Below are 17,180 nucleotides of genomic sequence, written 5' to 3' on the forward strand. Positions count from 1 at the left end.
AAGTCAAGTCCCTGCGCATGAAAATACCAGCTCAAGGCTGGTTTTTACGGAAGCGGGCCGCGTTCGTGACCCTAAGGTGGCTAGTAGCCCGTTTTGGTACTAGCAATCAGCAAAACCTGGTACCGTCAGTCAGCAAGCCTGGTACTGCAGGTAAGGTCGTTTGGTACCGCCGGCATCGAACCTAGAGTTCCATGATGCACGCCTGATCCGGGGCGCGCTTCCATGGAAAGGGGCTTGATGCCCATGTCTAGGAACAAGAGGATCCTCATGTTGCTCGCGAAGGGAGGGGTCAGCCAGTCCGGCATCGCCGCCGCATTGCACGTCAGCAAGCGAGACGTGTCGGCCGGCGCGAGGGCGCTGCGCGAGCACGGCCTGACGTTCGGCGCCGTCAGCTCCATGGACGCCGACGTCGTCGATGACCTGTTCTTCCCGAGGGAGAGGCGCGGGCCGAACGGCGCCTGCCTGCAACCGGACATGGAGTCGCTGGTCGAGCGCAAGAAGAGGAACCGCAAGCTCCCGGTCAGGCTTTTCTGGATCGAGCGCTGCGAGCAGGCTGCGGCTGAGGGGAGGCTGGCGTACGCCTACCAGACGTTTTGCGAGATGTTCGCCGGCGTCGCCGAGAGGATGGGCGCCACCAGGCACTTTATCCACGAGGCCGGAGCCAAGTGCTACATAGATTGGGCTGGCGACACCGCCCATCTCACCGACAAGCTGCTGGGAACCAAGACGAAGGTCCACGTGCTCGTCGTCGTCCTCCCGTTCTCCGGCAGGTTCTGGGCGGAGGGCTTCTGTGACATGAAGCAGAGGTCATGGCAGGAAGGCCAGATGCACGCGTTCGAGGAGTTCGGCGGCGTGCCGCGCATGTGGGTGCCCGACAACGCCGCCACGGCGACCAACCGCGCCGCCCCGCAGGTCACTCTCGTCAACGAGGAGTACGGGCGCCTCGCCGATCACTACGGCGCGGCGATCGTCCCCGCCCGGGTCCGCAAGCCCCGTGACAAGAGCGTTGCCGAATCGGTTGTTGGCCTGGTGGAACGCTGGATAGTCAGTCCTTCCAACGAGATGGCATTCTACACCATCGACGAGCTCGGCGAATTCTGCGCCGATAGGGTGGCATGGCTGAACTCCCGCCCGTTCTCGGCCAAGGACGGCTCGCGCGACTCGGTCTTCGAGGAGGAGGAGCGCCCGCACCTGATGCCGCTTCCCGCCGAGCGCTACGAGATGTGCGAGTGGCGAAGTCCCAAGGTCGCACCGGATTACCACGTCGTGGTTGACTACATGAGGTATTCCGTGCCGTGCCGCCTGGTCGGGGAGCAGACCGACGTCAAGATGACGTCGTCGACGGTCACGGTGCTGCACGGCGGGGAGGTCGTCGCGGTCCATCCGCGCCTGCGCGGGCGCAAGGGCCAGTACTCCACGATCGACGATCACATGCCTGAGAACCATGCGGCGCTCGATAACCCCTGGTCTCCGGAGAGATTCACGTCTTGGGCGAAGCGCATCGGGCCCGAGACCGGCATCGCGATCGGGCGCGTGATGGAGAGCCGCGTGATCGTCGAGCAGTCGTTCGTCTCCTGCCGCAACATACTGGGCTTGTCGAAAACCTACACGCCGGCATTGCTCGAGCGCGCGTGCGCCAGGATGAACGCGGCGTCCGCGCTTCCCAGCTACACGGGAGTGAAGAACACGATTCTCGCCATCAGGGCCGCCGATGTGGAGCTTGGCGCTGCCGGCAGGCGCACGCAGCCGGCCGAACCCGGCGAATTGGTCGATCGCGCCAGGTCGGCGGGGCGCCTACGCGGCGCCGACGCCTACAAGAGGGGCGGTGATCGGCGATGCTGACGGAAGAGCACTTCGAGTTGTTCAAGGAGTTCCGGGTAAAGGCCATGGGAGACAAGCTTCGCGAGATGGTCGAGGACGATTCCTACGACGCCTATACGTTCGAGGAGCGAATGGAGATGCTGATAGACGCGGAGGCATCCGCCAGGCGCGAGCGCAAGGTGGCCAAGCTCGTGAAGCAGGCGCGGTTCAAGACGCCCTCGGCATGCGTCGAGGATATCGTCTACCTGCCGGACCGCAAGCTGTCGAGGGATCGAATCGCGCGCTACGCCGAGTGCGACTGGGTCGAGAAATGCGAGGTCATGGTGATAATATCAAAAACAGGTGGGGGCAAGTCGTATCTATGCCAGGCGCTCGGCAACGCCGCATGCCGCAAGCTGATAGAGGTCCGCTACACTCGGCTTGCCGGCATATGCGAGGAACTGAACCGGGCGCGTGCAGCGGCGGACGGGAGCTACTACGAGCTCATGGACGGTTTGAAGACGATTCCGCTGCTCCTGGTAGATGACTTCATGACCACGCCGATAACCACGCAAAACGCCGTCGACCTATTCGAGATAATGGAAGCGAGGGAGAGCTTGGCCGCAACCCTGATCGCCTCTCAGCTGGAGCCCAACGAGTGGTACCTGCGAATCGAGGGAGAGCTCATGGCCGATTCTATCCTAAACCGCATCGCCACCGGCGCTCGCTACATCGACCTGGAAGGTCCCAACATGCGCGAGTATTTCGCAAAGAAGAAGGTTGGGTAGCGGTACCAGATTCAGCTTACTCTCGGTACCGCTCTTTGCTGATCGGCGGTACCAAGCTAGGTGATTGGTGGTACCGAGAGAGCTTACTACTCAGGCAGATGGGGGACCGTCCTCGGCGACGACCAGATGGCTGCGGCAGCCGTCGACCGCGTCTGCCACCACGGGGGGCTGCCCCGGTCCGGGGGCGAGTCGCGCCGCGCCGGGCACGCGCCCGTGTCGGGGAAGGGGGCGGCGCGACGGCGGCGGGAGACGGCCCGGGGGATGGCGTCGTGCTCCGGGGCACCCGTGGCGACATCGTTACCCTCGGTGACCCCGGACGCGCGTTGCGTCACGTGTCCGACGACGCCATGCCCTCGGCAAGGTGCGACGGACTCCCCCGTGACGGGACAGTCGACCTGTGGATGGGGGAGGTGCGCTGTGACGGCCCCGATGCGCTGGGGTTCGTCTGGTGCGAGGCCGTCCTCCGACCGGATGGCGAGCCCCCGGGGCCATCGGACTGGCGACCCTCCCGTCTCGGTCGGGCGACCAGGACGGGAGGCACCGGATTTGGGCGACAGACGCCCAAATCCGGTGCGAACCCTGCCCGAATCCTGGTGCGATTTTTGCTCAATTTAACTTGACAAAACACATCCTCGCGGCAGCGGAGCTCGTGCCGGCGCCCCTGAGGGCGAGGTCGGAGCCCAGGCTCGGGGCGCCCATGCCCGACCTGTCGCGGGCGGGCCCGCCCGTCATCGGCGAGACGGGCCACGTCCCTCCCGACGCTGACGGCCCGAGGCCGCTGTCCCAGGTGATGAGTGGTCGCCACGAGAGGCGCAGCACGGTCATCGCGACCAACGTCGGGTCTAGCGGGTGGGGTGCCGTGTCCGGCGACGACAGGCTCGCGGCTGCGGCGATCGACAGGATCGCCCACCACGGTAGGCTCGTGGAGTTCAACGGAGGGAGCAGGCGCATGGACGAGGCGCTGATGCTCGGAGAGTCGGAGGGATGGGAACGCGGGAGGGCCGGTGCTGAAATCAGAAAAAGCTACTTGACGAAACACGTCCACCTGGGCGGCGAGCACGGGGGCCGACACGCTCCTCCTCGACCTCGCCAGCAGCCACATGGCGTGGAACCAGCGGCGCGGGCGCGCCTCGGGGTGCCGCGTGGCCGTCCCGACCGCCGCCGAGAGGTGGTGGGAGCACCTCGCGCGCCGCCGGATGCGGTTGCGGCTCGCGACGGGCGAGCACGTCACGCACCCTCACCTCGGGCACACCCAGCCGTCCGGCCACCTGACCCCCGTCAGGCGCCTCTCGCAGCTCCATCGCCCGGGTACCTGGCCGGCAGGGCGTGGAGGCTGCCCATCCTGCCCATCTCCCCCTGACCTGCCTGCGCCTCGCGTTGCCCATCGTGCACCCCCGTCTCGGCCTCCGTCCCTCGGTACCGTGATACGACAAGGTGGGAACACATGCCACCTGCGACTATGAATCACATTGGGGAGCATTTAACTGAAACGATACTTACTACGAATGTGAATCATTGCTTGCATAGTGTTCGCTTACCCGCCATCTAGATACATTCATAAACGTTGAATCCTCAAATTGATCGAGCACCTCATCAGGCAGCTTAAGTCTTTTCATAATGATTACGTAGGCAATTAATATTTGAGCATCGTGATGATCGACCATTTGCTCATACTCGCTGTTGTTCTCCAAAGCGTGTGCGCTCGCATTCCTGAGTTTATTCTGCTCTTTTCGAAAACGCTTCCAATCTGGCACGATCCCCCTCCCCCATCTGTCGCTCTCTTCGTAAGCGTGGTCAAGCAGCATGGAATAGGAAGGCTGTCTTAGTAAGCCCAGCAGCCCCCGCGCCCTATCCCGGATAGATTCATCCGCCACCCTCAGCATGGGGGTAATCAGGCATTCCAAATCCTTCTTATCGAAACACTCATCACACCCTGAACGAGCCAACGACTCGAACATCGAACTTGCTGCAAAAAACTTTAGATCAACAGGAATTTTCCAAGATCCCAAAAGAGATACGAGCATCTTACTCGATTGGGACTCATCGCCTTTCATCTCCATCCATCGGGTAACCACATCAAAAAGAATAGATTTAATGAGCTGAAATGGTACGGGAACACATTGATAATTTCTTATCGTGTTTCTGGTGAGAAACGAACCTCTGTGCACTTCAACAGGGCTACCATTGTCTTTGAACTTAACTCTAACCTGACGTATGGAGGTATACGCGCCAAAACAAAAGGATAAGAATGATTGGAATTTCCACAGCTCACATGACCAAAAATCATCGAGAGAAACCCCGTTCTTATAATCGACGTGAACTGTCGCGTAGGTCGAATACCTGAACCCCTCATGATCACTTTTTATCTTCCCGATACCAGAGTGAATTGTCATAGCACATCTATCGGATCGGTATACGTCGATGACTTCATTTTGTCTCCCACCCTCTATCACAAGGTTATCCTCTCGGATTTCCGGGCTAGAATGAAGGCCCAGCCATTTACGGAGACCCTCAATCTCGAAGTCAGCGGTACTTATGGGAATGCTGGGATCAAATTCATCGTGAGATGACAGCACCGTACTCGCTTCAAGGCTTTCACGGGTGTGTCCGGGAAACGAAAGCCCTACTCTGTTCGAGATGGCGTCGATAAGCAAAAGGTAAATTCCATCCTGGGTAATCCCAAAGAGATATTCATACCGGTCAGACTCCATCCCGATTTCACAATGCCCCGTCTCTGCCAATTTGCGGGTCAGGCTGAGGTCCCCAGAAGGGATCTCGAGATGAACCCCTTTATCCTCAGAAAACTGGCAGAATCCTTCAGCATTATATTTCTTCGCCTTCAAGTCATCCCAGCTACGGTTCCACAGAGCCGTTTTCCAGACCTTATCTTCCATCCTTACCTCAATCTTTGCGTAGCAGTATGACAAAGCAGTATGACAACTATGGCCTGGTACCGGTTCCTCCTATGTGTTTTGGTTTTCCAGAGATGGTATAGAATTTTATGGTAGTGTGCCTCCTCGACACAACCTCATTCCAAGTATCTGCGTGATCTGTTACCCGGTCCATCATGGATCCGTTGTACACATCCCCCTTTCGTCAGCTCACCTCCCATGCAAGGATCTGAGAATCAATACTGTTATTATCAGTTCTGATGCGAAAACTCTGTGTTGGTACCAAAAAGGGCTCAGTCCCTGAGCAATATCTTTCCCAGGGCCGTCGCAATGGCATGGACGTCCCCTTCCCCATTGTGCTTCCCCAGCGAGATGCGGACTGTTTCTTTTGCCTCAGCCTCAGGTAGGCCGATGGCTTTGAGAACATGGGAGACCCTCGTGTTGGCACCATCGCAGGCCGAGCCTGTCGAGACCGCGATCTTCATGAGATCAAGCCTGTGCAGAAGCATCTCGCCGCTGGCACCGGCAAAGGACAGGCTCATGAGCCCGGGCAATTGGTTCTCCCCGTTACGTCGATACGGCACTCCCAGGGCAGCGAGGTCATCGAGCAAGAGGCGCTCGAGCCGCCCCAGGCGAACGGCGTTAGCTTCGATGGCGTCACAGTTCTCCTTAAGTGCCACGGCCATCGCAACGATGGAGGCTACGTTCTCGGTACCAGCGCGACGTCCCATTTCCTGGGCACCGCCGTTAGCATAGGGGGCAAGGGGCGTCCCGTCCTTGATGTAGAGAAACCCTATCCCCTTCGGTCCGTTGAACTTGTGCGCAGAGGCAGAGAGCATATCGACCCCCATGGCCTTCACGTCTATCTCTACATGCCCCACAGCCTGAACTGCGTCCGTGTGGAAGATCGCCCCCTTCGAGTGGGCGATGTCACAGAGCTCGCCTATCGGCTGAATCGTTCCAATCTCGTTGTTGGCGTACATGCAGGACACGAGAGAGCCATCACCCAATGACATTTCGCGCAAGGCATCAAGAGCAATAACTCCTGTTCTGGACACTGGCAATACTGCAACCCTATGGCCAATGGCGCTCATGGCCTTGCAGCTGTCTAAAACTGCATGATGCTCGATTTCTGAGGTCACGATTTCTCTCATCATATCGTCACGAAGTGCAAAGCCCTTAATTGCCCAGTTATCGCTCTCTGTTCCGCCAGAGGTAAAGACAATCTCCCCCGGGTCAGCGTTGATGCAAGATGCAATGGACTCACGCGCCTCACGCAATGCCCGTTTCACAGGGCGAGAGAAAGCATAGGGCTGAGAGGGGTTGCCGTACTCGTCCACAAGGAATGACGTCATGCTTGCATACGCCACGACACTCAGTTGCGTAGTCGCGGCGTTATCGGCGTAGATGTATGAGTTCTTGGACACGCTGCTCATTGGAACAGTGCACATCCCTCATCCTTAAACTCCTCGATCTTGTCAAGAAGATCATCGACGCTGCAGTCAAGATAGGCTGCAAGGCAATCGAGGCACAGGACGTCATCGTCGCCCTCCCCAAGCAGTTTCTTCGAAATGCCCACCTCGTCCTTCGTGAGCGACTCCTTATAACATGACTTACAGGCTACGTTTTTCATAGTAACTACTGTCGGCTTTCAGGTCTGGGATGTCCTTGCCCCGATACTCGACGTCCATCAGACCAAGTTGCATTCTAATTGTTGCGCGCATCTTGCTTGCACGGCGCAGGCAATACCGACTAAAGTCACGAGGGCTGATGTCCTCAGGCCGCTTGACGTTGGGAAACAGAAGTTTGAGGTATGCGGTTGTGATTCGCTTGATCGCTTCCGTATCGCGGGTATCAGCTGCGTCAGGCACCAGAACGAGCTTGTCCACGATGGCCCGATATGATGCATCGCTTCTAAGCTCATGGAGAATGGAGCAAAAATACTCAGAGTTAAGCGCCCAACCCGATATTTTGAGATCATCGTTCATACGCGGTATATCCCAGCCTTTGATGAAGCCATGGAATCGCTCGATCAGAGCTGACTCGTGAAACACGCTCGGTAATTCCTGGAACATATCCGTCGTACCGTCTTGGTCCATCACCCCTTTTGAGATGTTACCGCAGAGGATCATTCCAGCAGATGCGGTACCCTCATAGCTCCCGACCGTAAACACGCCAGACTCAAGATATCCCTTCAGTGCAGCCCTCATCTCATCGACGTCCGTAAAGGATATCGTCTGAACCTCATCAAGGGTGATGAAATCGTGACCAGCGACAAGACCTTCCGTATGTCGAGAGATGTCATAAAACATCTTGGCCCTGCTCATCACTCCGCCAGACGAAAGCCAACCGTAACGGCTAACCCTGCCAAACAGGTATGATTTGCCCGTGCCCTTTGGCGCCAATTCGATCAGGTTCAACCGCTTCTCACAAAACGGAAGAAGCCTGGTCAGCATGGTAAGCTTTTCTTCCTCGCTCCTATAGCCACGTGGGTTGTAGTCGATTGCGCCCAAAAGCACGTCAATCCACTCGTCAGTGGTGAATTGATTCCTCACGCCCTTGTAGAAGTCAAGATTAATGCTATACGGTCTGAAGTTCTTGAAACTGACCAGACGGATCTTTCCGGGCTGCCTTGGAGTCATCTCGTCATCAGGCGGACGGTAGCCAAGCTCAAGCATACCCCACACCTCACGACCACTCACAAGATCGTCCTTCGCTTGCTCCCAAACAAAATCCTCTATGATTGTCTCTTTCGCAGTAAGACCAAAGTCTGGGAGTGAGAAGGATACTTCTCCACTTCTGACGTCCACCTCGATGGATATCTTAGCGAGTATTTTGACACGCTCGTTGTCCTTCACGATACGGCTTTTTATGGCAATCCAATCACTTTTTCGTGGAATGGACCGCCTGACGAACTCGGTAAGCTCATCGTTGTCAAAATGACCGCTCTCATCTTCGAACCGCCTCAGCAGCCAGTCCCTCATGAAGGAAGGTAAGCTAAGGGCAGAGAAGAAATTGCTAGTACGAAGATCCTTGTAGACGACCATGTCGTCGAAGTATGTTTTGAGCTTATCAGTCATCATACCGCCTTACATAAACCAATCATCATCATTAGTGGTCGCGGAGCGCTTCTGAACCTCAAATTCGGCGACGCCGATACGGTCGTCTTTCTCGTAGACCTCGCACGTATAGGTACCGGCCTTCGTCACGCCATCGAAGCGCACGATATGACGGTTCTCATCGACCTTTCGCGCCTCGTAGACCCTGCCGTTGAGCCGCACAGTGACATTAGCCAAGTGCGAGGTGCTGAAGAGCTCTATTTCAGGCGTTTCCTCGTAACTTGCGTAAGCAACTTTGGTCAAGCAGGTTATCTCGACGCTAGCGTCACGCAACGACAGCTCTATAACAGGAACGAGGACCTCTTCCAAGCTCGCGCCCCCATGTACCTCCACACTTGCCTTGCGACCGCCCTTGAACCGATCGTAATTTGCAAGCACCCAGTAACCGTTCTCTGCTGTAGCGCAGTCTGGCTTCTCATCGATTTCGCTTTCCGGGCAGCATCTGCCGGAATGCTCGCCCTTGGTCGTCATCTCCCATTTCGCCTCGCTATTTGCGATCACTGCGAGCCGACTGGCACCATGGTCCGATGCGATAACGATCTTTCGGTACTTGCGAGCGCTAAGTTGTGTTTGAGCGAATTCAAGCACCTCGTCAAGGATGCTGAGCTCGCGTACGAGATGTATGGGAAGCTTCTCAGATTCGTAGTTGAAGCGGTCCTCGCCGTTATGCTTGAGCTTGTCGAAGTCTTTCCTGGAGGTCTTGTCGCCTTTCCATTCCTCATAAAAGCTCTTATTCATACAGGTCAGCGTTGGGAGCGAGGCCCTGGCCACATGCGTGCGCATGCTGAGGCCAAGATCATGCGAGCGTTGTTGGATGTAGCCGAGATACTCAACCCCGAGGGCGTCAACCCAATACAATTGAGCGCCTTCACCCTCAGTCTGCTCAACGATGGCGTTCCTCGTGTCAAGAGCGTTGTATGCGCGATTTCCATCCTTAGCAAGCATCACCACCTCGTCGAGAAAGGACGACTCGATGGTATTCATGAGCTTCTGTCGCTTGTAGCGCGAGAAGTAGCGGTTGAATAGATCGTTATTCCTGCAGGCGAAGGCGTAGTCGCAGAGGTACTTTCCCAGCGCCGGATATATTGTCTTCAAGTCTGGTGGAATCGCTTGGCTCTCACAGATACTCTCAATGATCGCATCTCTCTCGATGACGGTGTTGTCCGTCAGGTAGTGGATCCTCTGCTTGCCCTTCTGCTTCGTCTCGGCAACGTATAGAGCCATGTAGGACTCACTGGCATCGTGCAGAAGTTGCTTTCTCTCTGAGTAGAGCTCGGGGAACTGCGGAGATTCACAGGGAACGTGTAGTATTGCCCTGGCTATCATTTTCTGGTAGGTCTCGTAGTCAGGTGACTTTTCGATCACGAGCTGAAGGTAGGGATTCTTTGTCCCATTGATGAGGACGTTCAGATAGAAACGCCATTCCCGGTATCCAGACTCCTCAAGGCTATCGTCCTCCAGAAATTCTCGCCAGCATTCTTCGGGGAGAACAGACTCATCAACCCCCGTTATTCTGCCATCCTTCTCGAGGAGCGTGTGGCAAGAACAAATTTTTTGGACGTTCTTTAGCGACAGTGCCGTCTTTACCCTGACTTCGCCATGCAGACCCTTCTCGAGGTGTGACAGAAATCGCTTGAACCCCTTGTCAGCGTCACAGGGAATGCTCTCGTCTATGCTCACCACAGAGTAGTCGAGGATCGATTGGACGCTTGTGTAACGCCGCTCGTTGAACTTCCTGTCCGCCTCATTGATACGCCTGATGTCTTCCCTGATACCACGACACACAACGATAAGCTTATGTGGTAGCAGCAGGTCTCTGAGCTTGCCGAGGAGGGTACTGCTGCCTCCGAGGGCTATGCTCTCACCGACACCGAGCAATATGGTGCTGCTCTCGATTTTCTTAATATCCGTGATGAGTCGGTCCACATCGGGAAAGGAGTCGGTCCTGCAGTAGTCGCTCACGCGAACGATAGAGAGGCCATTCAATGCCTTGACAACGGATGAGTATTCCGTGTTTCCGTCCGCTAGCACAAAGAATGGATAAGGCATATCGCTCTTGCGATATGCAGCTATCCTTTTGAGCGCATCAGACAACGAGGAGGGCTTCATTGCCGAGCCTCTTTCTTTGCGATGATCTCAATACCCACCTCGACGTTTTCCCTAACGAGTCTCTTGAGATACGTCTTGGCATGAGTCGTGTCCATACCGTCGATGAGGTCGATGGCGGCTTGGTTGGCACCGAGCCGATATTTCGACTCCGCCAACGAGCGTACAGCGTCACTGACCTGCTTACTGTCGCACCATTGGTAGACGTTCTCAAAGGCATTGCTTTCGAGGTATCTTCTGACCTCCTCGTTGTCCGTGAGGATCGATCGGTATTTTCCTATCACCTCATGGGAGAAGGCAATCTCCACCCGCTCGTCAGATGACATGAGGCTCAGGAAAACTGGCTTGTTCTCGAGGTATTTTAGTGCCCCATCGACCTGCTTAATGATGGGATTCTCCTTGTGAAGGATTGCAAAGAACGTACGTGCTGCCTCCCGCTCCTCAACGGGGACAAGGGCAAGCAGAGGCGTCTTGTGCTGCTTGGACCAATCGTGGGCATCCTTTGAGTGCGTGCTTTCCTTCCATAGCTTGTGCAGCTGAAATTTTTTCTGATTCGTCCTGATCTCTTCAGCGTGTTCCTGCACGCTCTTTTCAAATGCGGACTTGTCACCCATGAATGAGGACTTAGGTAGCTTGGCATAGAGCTTATTGATATCCGCCGCCCCAAATCCATCTGTATACGTAGAATAGATCTCAGCAAAGATATCTTTCTGTCTGTCCAACACATCCTTCAGGGCACCTGCCTTGGTGACAAGCTGTTCGAGGAAGGCCTCCCTCTTGTCGTGAGAGATCTCGCCATTCTTTGCTATTTCGTAGATACTGGATATCAGCTGCTTGAGATCCGGACACTTCTCTATCAGAACCAAATACGGTATCTTTATATATTTTGTGGTCTCGTTCCATTCCCTCATACAGCTTGAGAAGCTGTTCCTCTTCGTGATGAGCTGATTGCTGCGTTCAACTATGCAGTAGTCAACGAGCAGCTTACGAAGCTCGTTCTCACCGTCCTCCTGATCCCACAGCCAGAGGGCATCACCAGACCCGATTTGCCTCTTGACATCAGCAAGGACGTCCTCGACACCTATTGCTTCTGCGACCTTGAGAATCTGCCCGCCTTCAAACGAATGCAGAAACTCTCGCATCGCCAACGCGCCATTTTCTCTGGTAAAGAGCTTTGTCAGATTGGAAGCTGCGGTCGGAACCTCTTCGAGCATTCTGCCAAAGTCGTTGGTCAGCGCAGGGACGTTCCCGCTCGCGTTCTTGCTCACAATTTCAGACAGTTTTTCAATGAAGGGATCGAGCGCATTCGTGTCGATGCTCCTAAGGCACCAAATCGGGTAACCAAAGTTTGTGAGCTCATTGCGAACGCGGGCGGCAGTCGGCTCAACAGATAGGCTATCCGATACCCCGAAGGCCTCATGAGCGAAGTCTACAAAGCGCTTCTGCTCTTGCGTCATCACCTCGATGTACTCGTCACGATAGTTCCTTACTGGCTTTACCTTATGCTTCATATAGGCGCCAATGAGTTCCGCAAGCCTTTCAACGGTCATTCTGCCACCGGCATCTCCTGAAGCGCCACTGCCATACATGAAGGTACCGCTTGCATACTCTTTGAGCAGAAATCCAGTCAGGTACGCGTAGAGGTTACAGGGCATGAAGCCACGCTCTTCCAGGAAATCATAAATCTCACTTATAGAGATACGCGCGTCCCTGTCGAGACGCTCCTTGATGAGTGCATCAATCTGTACCTTCAATTTACTGATGGGAAGACTCTTCAGTTGAGGGTCGTTCCAGTATTCAGGTGTATTTTGCACGCCCAACAAAAGGCGTGAGATGGCGTCTTGCTGATAGATGCCGCCATACGCCTGCTGTATGCCGACCTTTGCGCCAAACGACAGATTTCTGGATGAAAAAAAGGCTTCTGAGACCTCAATACGATCAAAGGAGAGGGGGTACCTCTTGATCACCAGGTCCTCAAGAACGCCACTCACCCTCATCGTAGATGCACAGTGCTCCTTGAGCTGCCCGACGTATACATCAAACGCTCCGTTAGAGACGTCATTCCTCCAATCGGCAAGAACGTCCTCAGCGCTCTTCTTGTGGTTGTCAGCAAGCTTGCCATCTTTGCTCCGCCAGTATTCTTCATTGGCCGCAAACGAGGCCCAACGGCCAAAGCGATCCGCGCCGAGCACACTCTCCGACGCGTCTATGAATACAATGTCTTTAGAGTTGGGGTCTGCTGTCGCCTCTTTTATCTTCTCGCGAATACGTACCTGTTCGTTTTCGTTTCGCGCAAAGCACATGACTGCTCTAGACCTATACGTTTGTCTCTCATTGATGATCTTGTTGACGGTCGGCCTAAAGTCATCGACGCACGCCAACTTTACCTCGTAGCGTGCCCGTATGGACGGTTTGTACGTGATAGCGGATTCTAGCTGCGCATCGCTAATCAGACGCGCTGTCCTCGTTTCAGCGAGTCGCTTCCTCCTGATAGCGTCGATTTGGACCTGATCACCCGAGACGGCAGCCGCTGCGTACTCATCACCTTCTTCGGTTGGCTTAATATACAGGATCCCCATCTTGACAAGCCGGTTATTGGCAACGCTTACTGCGCGGTTGTTCTCCAGGCTATCGTCACCCTCAAAGGCGAGGTTGAGATTCTTGTCATTGGGTCGAAGAATGCTGACGCTATTGTTGAGTTTCTGACTGATGGCCTGCATCATCAAGATAACCTTAAGAACACGTTTCTGCTCACCATTCAGCTTGTGCTCGTTGTTCGGATATGTATCAAGAATTGTGGCAACGATAAAGTCGAGATTACTCCTACCGCTCATGAAGGTGTTCTCGTCAGTGCCCTTCTCGTAGAAGAAGTTCCACAGGAAGTCGATAGTGAGAACATCGCCATTGTCTGGTCCATGCGTGTTAATGAACCACTGAAACGCTTGGAGATCATCGGTATCCGGATTCTTTATGAAGTTAAACATGCTCCTCTGGTTTGAGGCGAAGGTCGTAGATATGTACTTGAGGAGCAGGGCCGCCATCGGATGGATCGGGAACAGCTTTGTGAGGGCCTTATCAGTGGTTCCAACCACAGCGGCGACCTGCCCGCGCGAAGATGTCATTCGGCTGTTGAGGTCATCGGATAGTCCTGCCCATTCGTCCTGTGCGGCAGGTCTCACTTTGAGCGCATGTCCAATCAGGTCAAAAGCCACGGAATCGGGCATCTCTATCTCGCGCCTGACGAAGCGATCGCGCACGATTTTGAACGCCTGATTTCCCTCATCGACAAGAGATCCAGACATATGGGTGACAATCATGAGGTAGAAAGGCTTCTCGTTGGATAGCTCTGCCAGTTTTTGAAACTCGTCAAGTGTTGTCCTGTTATTCTTGAAGTACGAGGAGAATTCGTCCCAAATGAAGACGATAGCCTTCAGCTTGTTTTGTTCGATAACGTCCTTGAGCCAAGCGGTGAGGTCATTCATACTGATGTCGAACGTACGGATGCCCTCCCTATCCGCCATGTCAAGGATCTGGCTAATGAGCTCGTCCGCACCCTGCTCTAGGTTCTCGAGGTGGGCGATAATGTCATCTGCAGTATTGCCTGCAAAGCTGCCGAGTCCCACATATTGAGGCATGCTCATATACATGCCAAAGATCTTCTTATGGGCAGAGATCCAAGATGCGATCTTTCCGCGAAGCGTCCTCTCTCCCCTGTAGTCGTACCCTAAGTCATGCAGCGCCTTCGTAACCTTTTCGAACACGGTCATAACGAGTTTACGGATGGAGTCCACCTCACCAGACCCATAGCAGAATACTGTGACGATATGATCGCCCTTGTGAGCGAGGAGCTTGTCCCTGAGGTCCGGCTGCCTCTTGAGGTTATCGTATTCGTCGAAATAGGAGTTAAGCTCCTCAGGAGAACACTCCAGGAGGCTCTTGAGCGTCCACGCGACCCTCGACTTACCGGTACCGTAGGCGCCCTCTATCCAGATGCCCTTCTTGTCAGTATTGGTCTCCCTGGCAAGCATGCGCTCGGTTGCGCGCAGCAGGTCAACGAAGGTCTCGTGAGGAAAGGTCCCGTCCCACCGGCTGTTCGGATCGCTGATGGAGTTAGGATTGATCTCCGGATAATAGTTCTCGTCGATATCAAAATAGTCGCTGTAGGTATCCACTGCTATTGCTCCTGCCCCACAAACAGCCCAAGAACGTCCTGCGAGGTCTTGTTCTCTCTTAGCTGTATCTTCTCTGAGTCATGGGTAAATGTCGCGTAGAGGTAATCTGGATAACCGGCAGAAAGCCCATAAACGATCTGTTTCACCGCATCAGAATCAAGGCCAAATAGCCTTGACGGGCATATTCCGTTTGAGACTATGCTCTCATCGAGCAGCCTGCTGAGCGTGAATTGGTAATATCCGTCACACGCCTCCGCAAACCGGTAAAGAGCGTAGAGGATAACCCTGTCATCTCTCAATGAGGCCTTGTACCTCGTCAAGCTTGTGATTTGGCGACCCTTCTTTTCGACAGCTCCAAAATTCAGGGCCGTGCCAAGAGGTAGGTCACAGAGCCTTCCAAATGCCTTGGTAATGGACTTGGCGTCTTTCTCACTCATTCCAGTCTCGCTGAGAAGATCCTCGAGGTACGTGCGCGGCATCCGTTCGTTAACGGGCATGTTGTCAATGTACCACCGAATCTGAGGGTTTTCGTAGACAAGTTGAATCAATATCAGTCCCCACGCACTATCGCTTTCCCATCCAATGCGCTTGGTGAGCAGCATAAACTCTGTGACCTTGTTCTTTTCTGCGAGCTGGGCGTCTGATAGGAACCTCTTGAACATGGAGATCTGCATCGGCCCAAGTGAGTTGTTCTGAAAGAACTCATCACCCCTTTCGTAAAAGTCACGCACCCACTCATATTTGGGTGCATGATCGGCAAAGGTATTGAGACTCTTCATGACTCTTCCCCCGTTCTTGGGCAGCTGTAATGAGTGATATAAGAGGCATCCATCTTCGATCTGGCGGCATTTCCCGCACTTCACACAGCGGTCATCTATATGTAGTCCACCCTCGAAGCTAATATAGCCATAGGGACAGTTTGCCTCGCACACGCGACAGGCACCACAGTAAGCCACCTTGTGGAAGATCTGCTTGACCTGCTTGGCGATAGAAGTCTTATTCAGCTCCGCCGATATCCGTGCGACGAGCCCCTCCTTCCGCTGCTCGACATACAGCGAGGTCGGAGGATCAGCCAAGGTCTTCATCCATTCGGTCCAGGAGGTCTTGGGCTTGGGGATGATCATGTAGAGGTACCCGTCCTTGACCTCCTCGATGTAGTTGGAGACGTTGCCCTTGATGTCACGTCCGTTCCTGCGGCTAATCCAGCCACCGTTTGTGACGTATGTGTCGATGGACTTGTCATCGATAAGCTCTCGAATCGTATCCGTGTATCGGTCGATCTCCTTACCGTACGCAGCGTGTCTGAAGTAGTCAGCCTTCCCGCCGCCCATAGGGCAGAGGAGGCATCCGGCGCGTGAGTTGCCCTTTTTATACGCGTCGTTAATCGGAAGTGCATTTGCAAAAATGTAGAGCCATATCTCAGCAGAGGACCATTCAAGAAGGGGGTTGAGCGAATACTGTCCACGTTGCTTCTTGCCATAGTTCTCATATTCGTAATCGGCACGCCTGACGCTCTCCTGCGCCCGAACGCCGACGAAATCAGCACCTACGTAGTCGCCCTTTGCCAACACTTCGCGAATTTTCAGCGTTTGGGGAGCAGACTTGTGCACGGAGCAGCACCACCGCAGTACGTTTGATGGAGGCCCGAACAACCTCCATGAATCCATCGGGTCGAAGTGGCTACGAGCCCTATGGAATTCGATTCCGTCTTTCCTGCAAATTGCCTCCTCTTGGTCAATGATCCGATATGTATCGGAAAACTCCATTCCGGTATCACCGAAGACAACCATAAAGCTGCTGCGCGGAAGAGCTCGCTTCACCAGTTCAAGTAGGACAACGCTATCCTTGCCACCCGAGAACGCAACGTGAAAGCAGTCCAATTTATCCTTATAACGCTTGTAGTAGTCATAGATCTTCTTGACCGTGATCTGCTCCACGATGGAGAGTGCATCCTTGTTGCGCTCGACCATTGCAGGAATATCAACTGCGAGAAGCGTTGTGCCCTGCGGCAACGCGAGGGTTGCGTCCCCATCATCAGCCTTAGTGTGTACAAGCTCGAGAACTGGTGCCTGGCAAAGTGCCCCACCCTTGATCTTTGCCACCTTGGTTCCCCGGTAGATGTAGTTGCACGCTTCCGACCACATGTACGGAGTCTCGTTTTGCTGGTCAAATCGCCAGTATTTGTCCATGCCCAAAAGGTTGAGTTCAGCAGCATAGACTGGCCTCGGTTCATTGGACAACTGTGAGATTCGCTCACCCAGAAGGAGCCCGCCGGTCTCTATGTCATAGGTATAGTCGTACACC

The 17,180-nt window shown here is 54.7% G+C and carries 10 protein-coding genes; 3 read left to right on the forward strand and 7 right to left on the reverse strand.

Annotated elements, in window-relative coordinates; translation table 11 throughout:
* Positions 1-243 precede the first annotated feature (243 nt).
* From istA to ADJ70_RS15710, 3 genes are all read left to right on the forward strand, one after another.
* A complete protein-coding gene (gene istA / locus ADJ70_RS09650) occupies positions 244-1,842 on the forward strand; it encodes an IS21 family transposase (protein WP_172674479.1) in 1,599 nt (532 codons plus the stop codon).
* Positions 1,836-2,588 carry an ATP-binding protein gene (locus tag ADJ70_RS09655; protein WP_050340966.1) on the forward strand — a complete coding sequence of 251 codons (753 nt, stop codon included), beginning with the start codon at positions 1,836-1,838 and terminating at the stop codon, positions 2,586-2,588. The genes istA and ADJ70_RS09655 overlap by 7 nt, the downstream gene beginning before the upstream one ends.
* Positions 2,589-3,285: 697 nt before the next feature.
* Positions 3,286-3,948, forward strand: a complete 663-nt coding sequence (locus tag ADJ70_RS15710) for an ATP-binding protein (protein ID WP_050340967.1) — start codon at positions 3,286-3,288, stop codon at positions 3,946-3,948.
* 139 nt (positions 3,949-4,087) lie between these two features.
* Here ADJ70_RS15710 and ADJ70_RS09665 read toward each other — a convergent pair whose 3' ends face one another.
* The 7 genes from ADJ70_RS09665 to ADJ70_RS09695 form a co-directional block, all read right to left on the reverse strand.
* Positions 4,088-5,482 carry a hypothetical protein gene (locus ADJ70_RS09665; RefSeq protein WP_050340969.1) on the reverse strand — a complete coding sequence of 465 codons (1,395 nt, stop codon included), beginning with the start codon at positions 5,480-5,482 and terminating at the stop codon, positions 4,088-4,090.
* A gap of 290 nt (positions 5,483-5,772) precedes the next feature.
* Positions 5,773-6,930, reverse strand: a complete 1,158-nt coding sequence (locus tag ADJ70_RS09670; protein ID WP_157051494.1) for a cysteine desulfurase family protein — start codon at positions 6,928-6,930, stop codon at positions 5,773-5,775.
* Positions 6,912-7,112, reverse strand: coding sequence for a hypothetical protein (locus ADJ70_RS09675; RefSeq protein ID WP_050340973.1), 201 nt, complete (start codon positions 7,110-7,112; stop codon positions 6,912-6,914). The genes ADJ70_RS09670 and ADJ70_RS09675 overlap by 19 nt, the downstream gene beginning before the upstream one ends.
* Positions 7,093-8,559 (reverse strand): BREX system Lon protease-like protein BrxL, encoded by a 1,467-nt coding sequence (gene brxL / locus ADJ70_RS09680; RefSeq protein WP_050344523.1) that lies wholly within the window; start codon positions 8,557-8,559, stop codon positions 7,093-7,095. Before brxL ends, ADJ70_RS09675 begins: the two co-directional genes overlap by 20 nt.
* 9 nt (positions 8,560-8,568) lie before the next feature.
* On the reverse strand, positions 8,569-10,692 hold the full coding sequence (gene pglZ, locus ADJ70_RS09685; protein WP_172674480.1) for a BREX-4 system phosphatase PglZ: 2,124 nt from the start codon (positions 10,690-10,692) through the stop codon (positions 8,569-8,571).
* A gap of 11 nt (positions 10,693-10,703) precedes the next feature.
* Positions 10,704-14,876 carry a hypothetical protein gene (locus tag ADJ70_RS09690; RefSeq protein ID WP_050340978.1) on the reverse strand — a complete coding sequence of 1,391 codons (4,173 nt, stop codon included), beginning with the start codon at positions 14,874-14,876 and terminating at the stop codon, positions 10,704-10,706.
* Positions 14,877-14,878: 2 nt separating this feature from the next.
* Positions 14,879-17,179, reverse strand: a complete 2,301-nt coding sequence (locus tag ADJ70_RS09695) for a phosphoadenosine phosphosulfate reductase family protein (protein ID WP_050340980.1) — start codon at positions 17,177-17,179, stop codon at positions 14,879-14,881.
* Position 17,180 lies beyond the last annotated feature (1 nt).

Origin of the sequence: Olsenella sp. oral taxon 807 (genome assembly GCF_001189515.2) — a bacterium.
Taxonomy (GTDB): Bacteria; Actinomycetota; Coriobacteriia; order Coriobacteriales; family Atopobiaceae; genus Olsenella_F.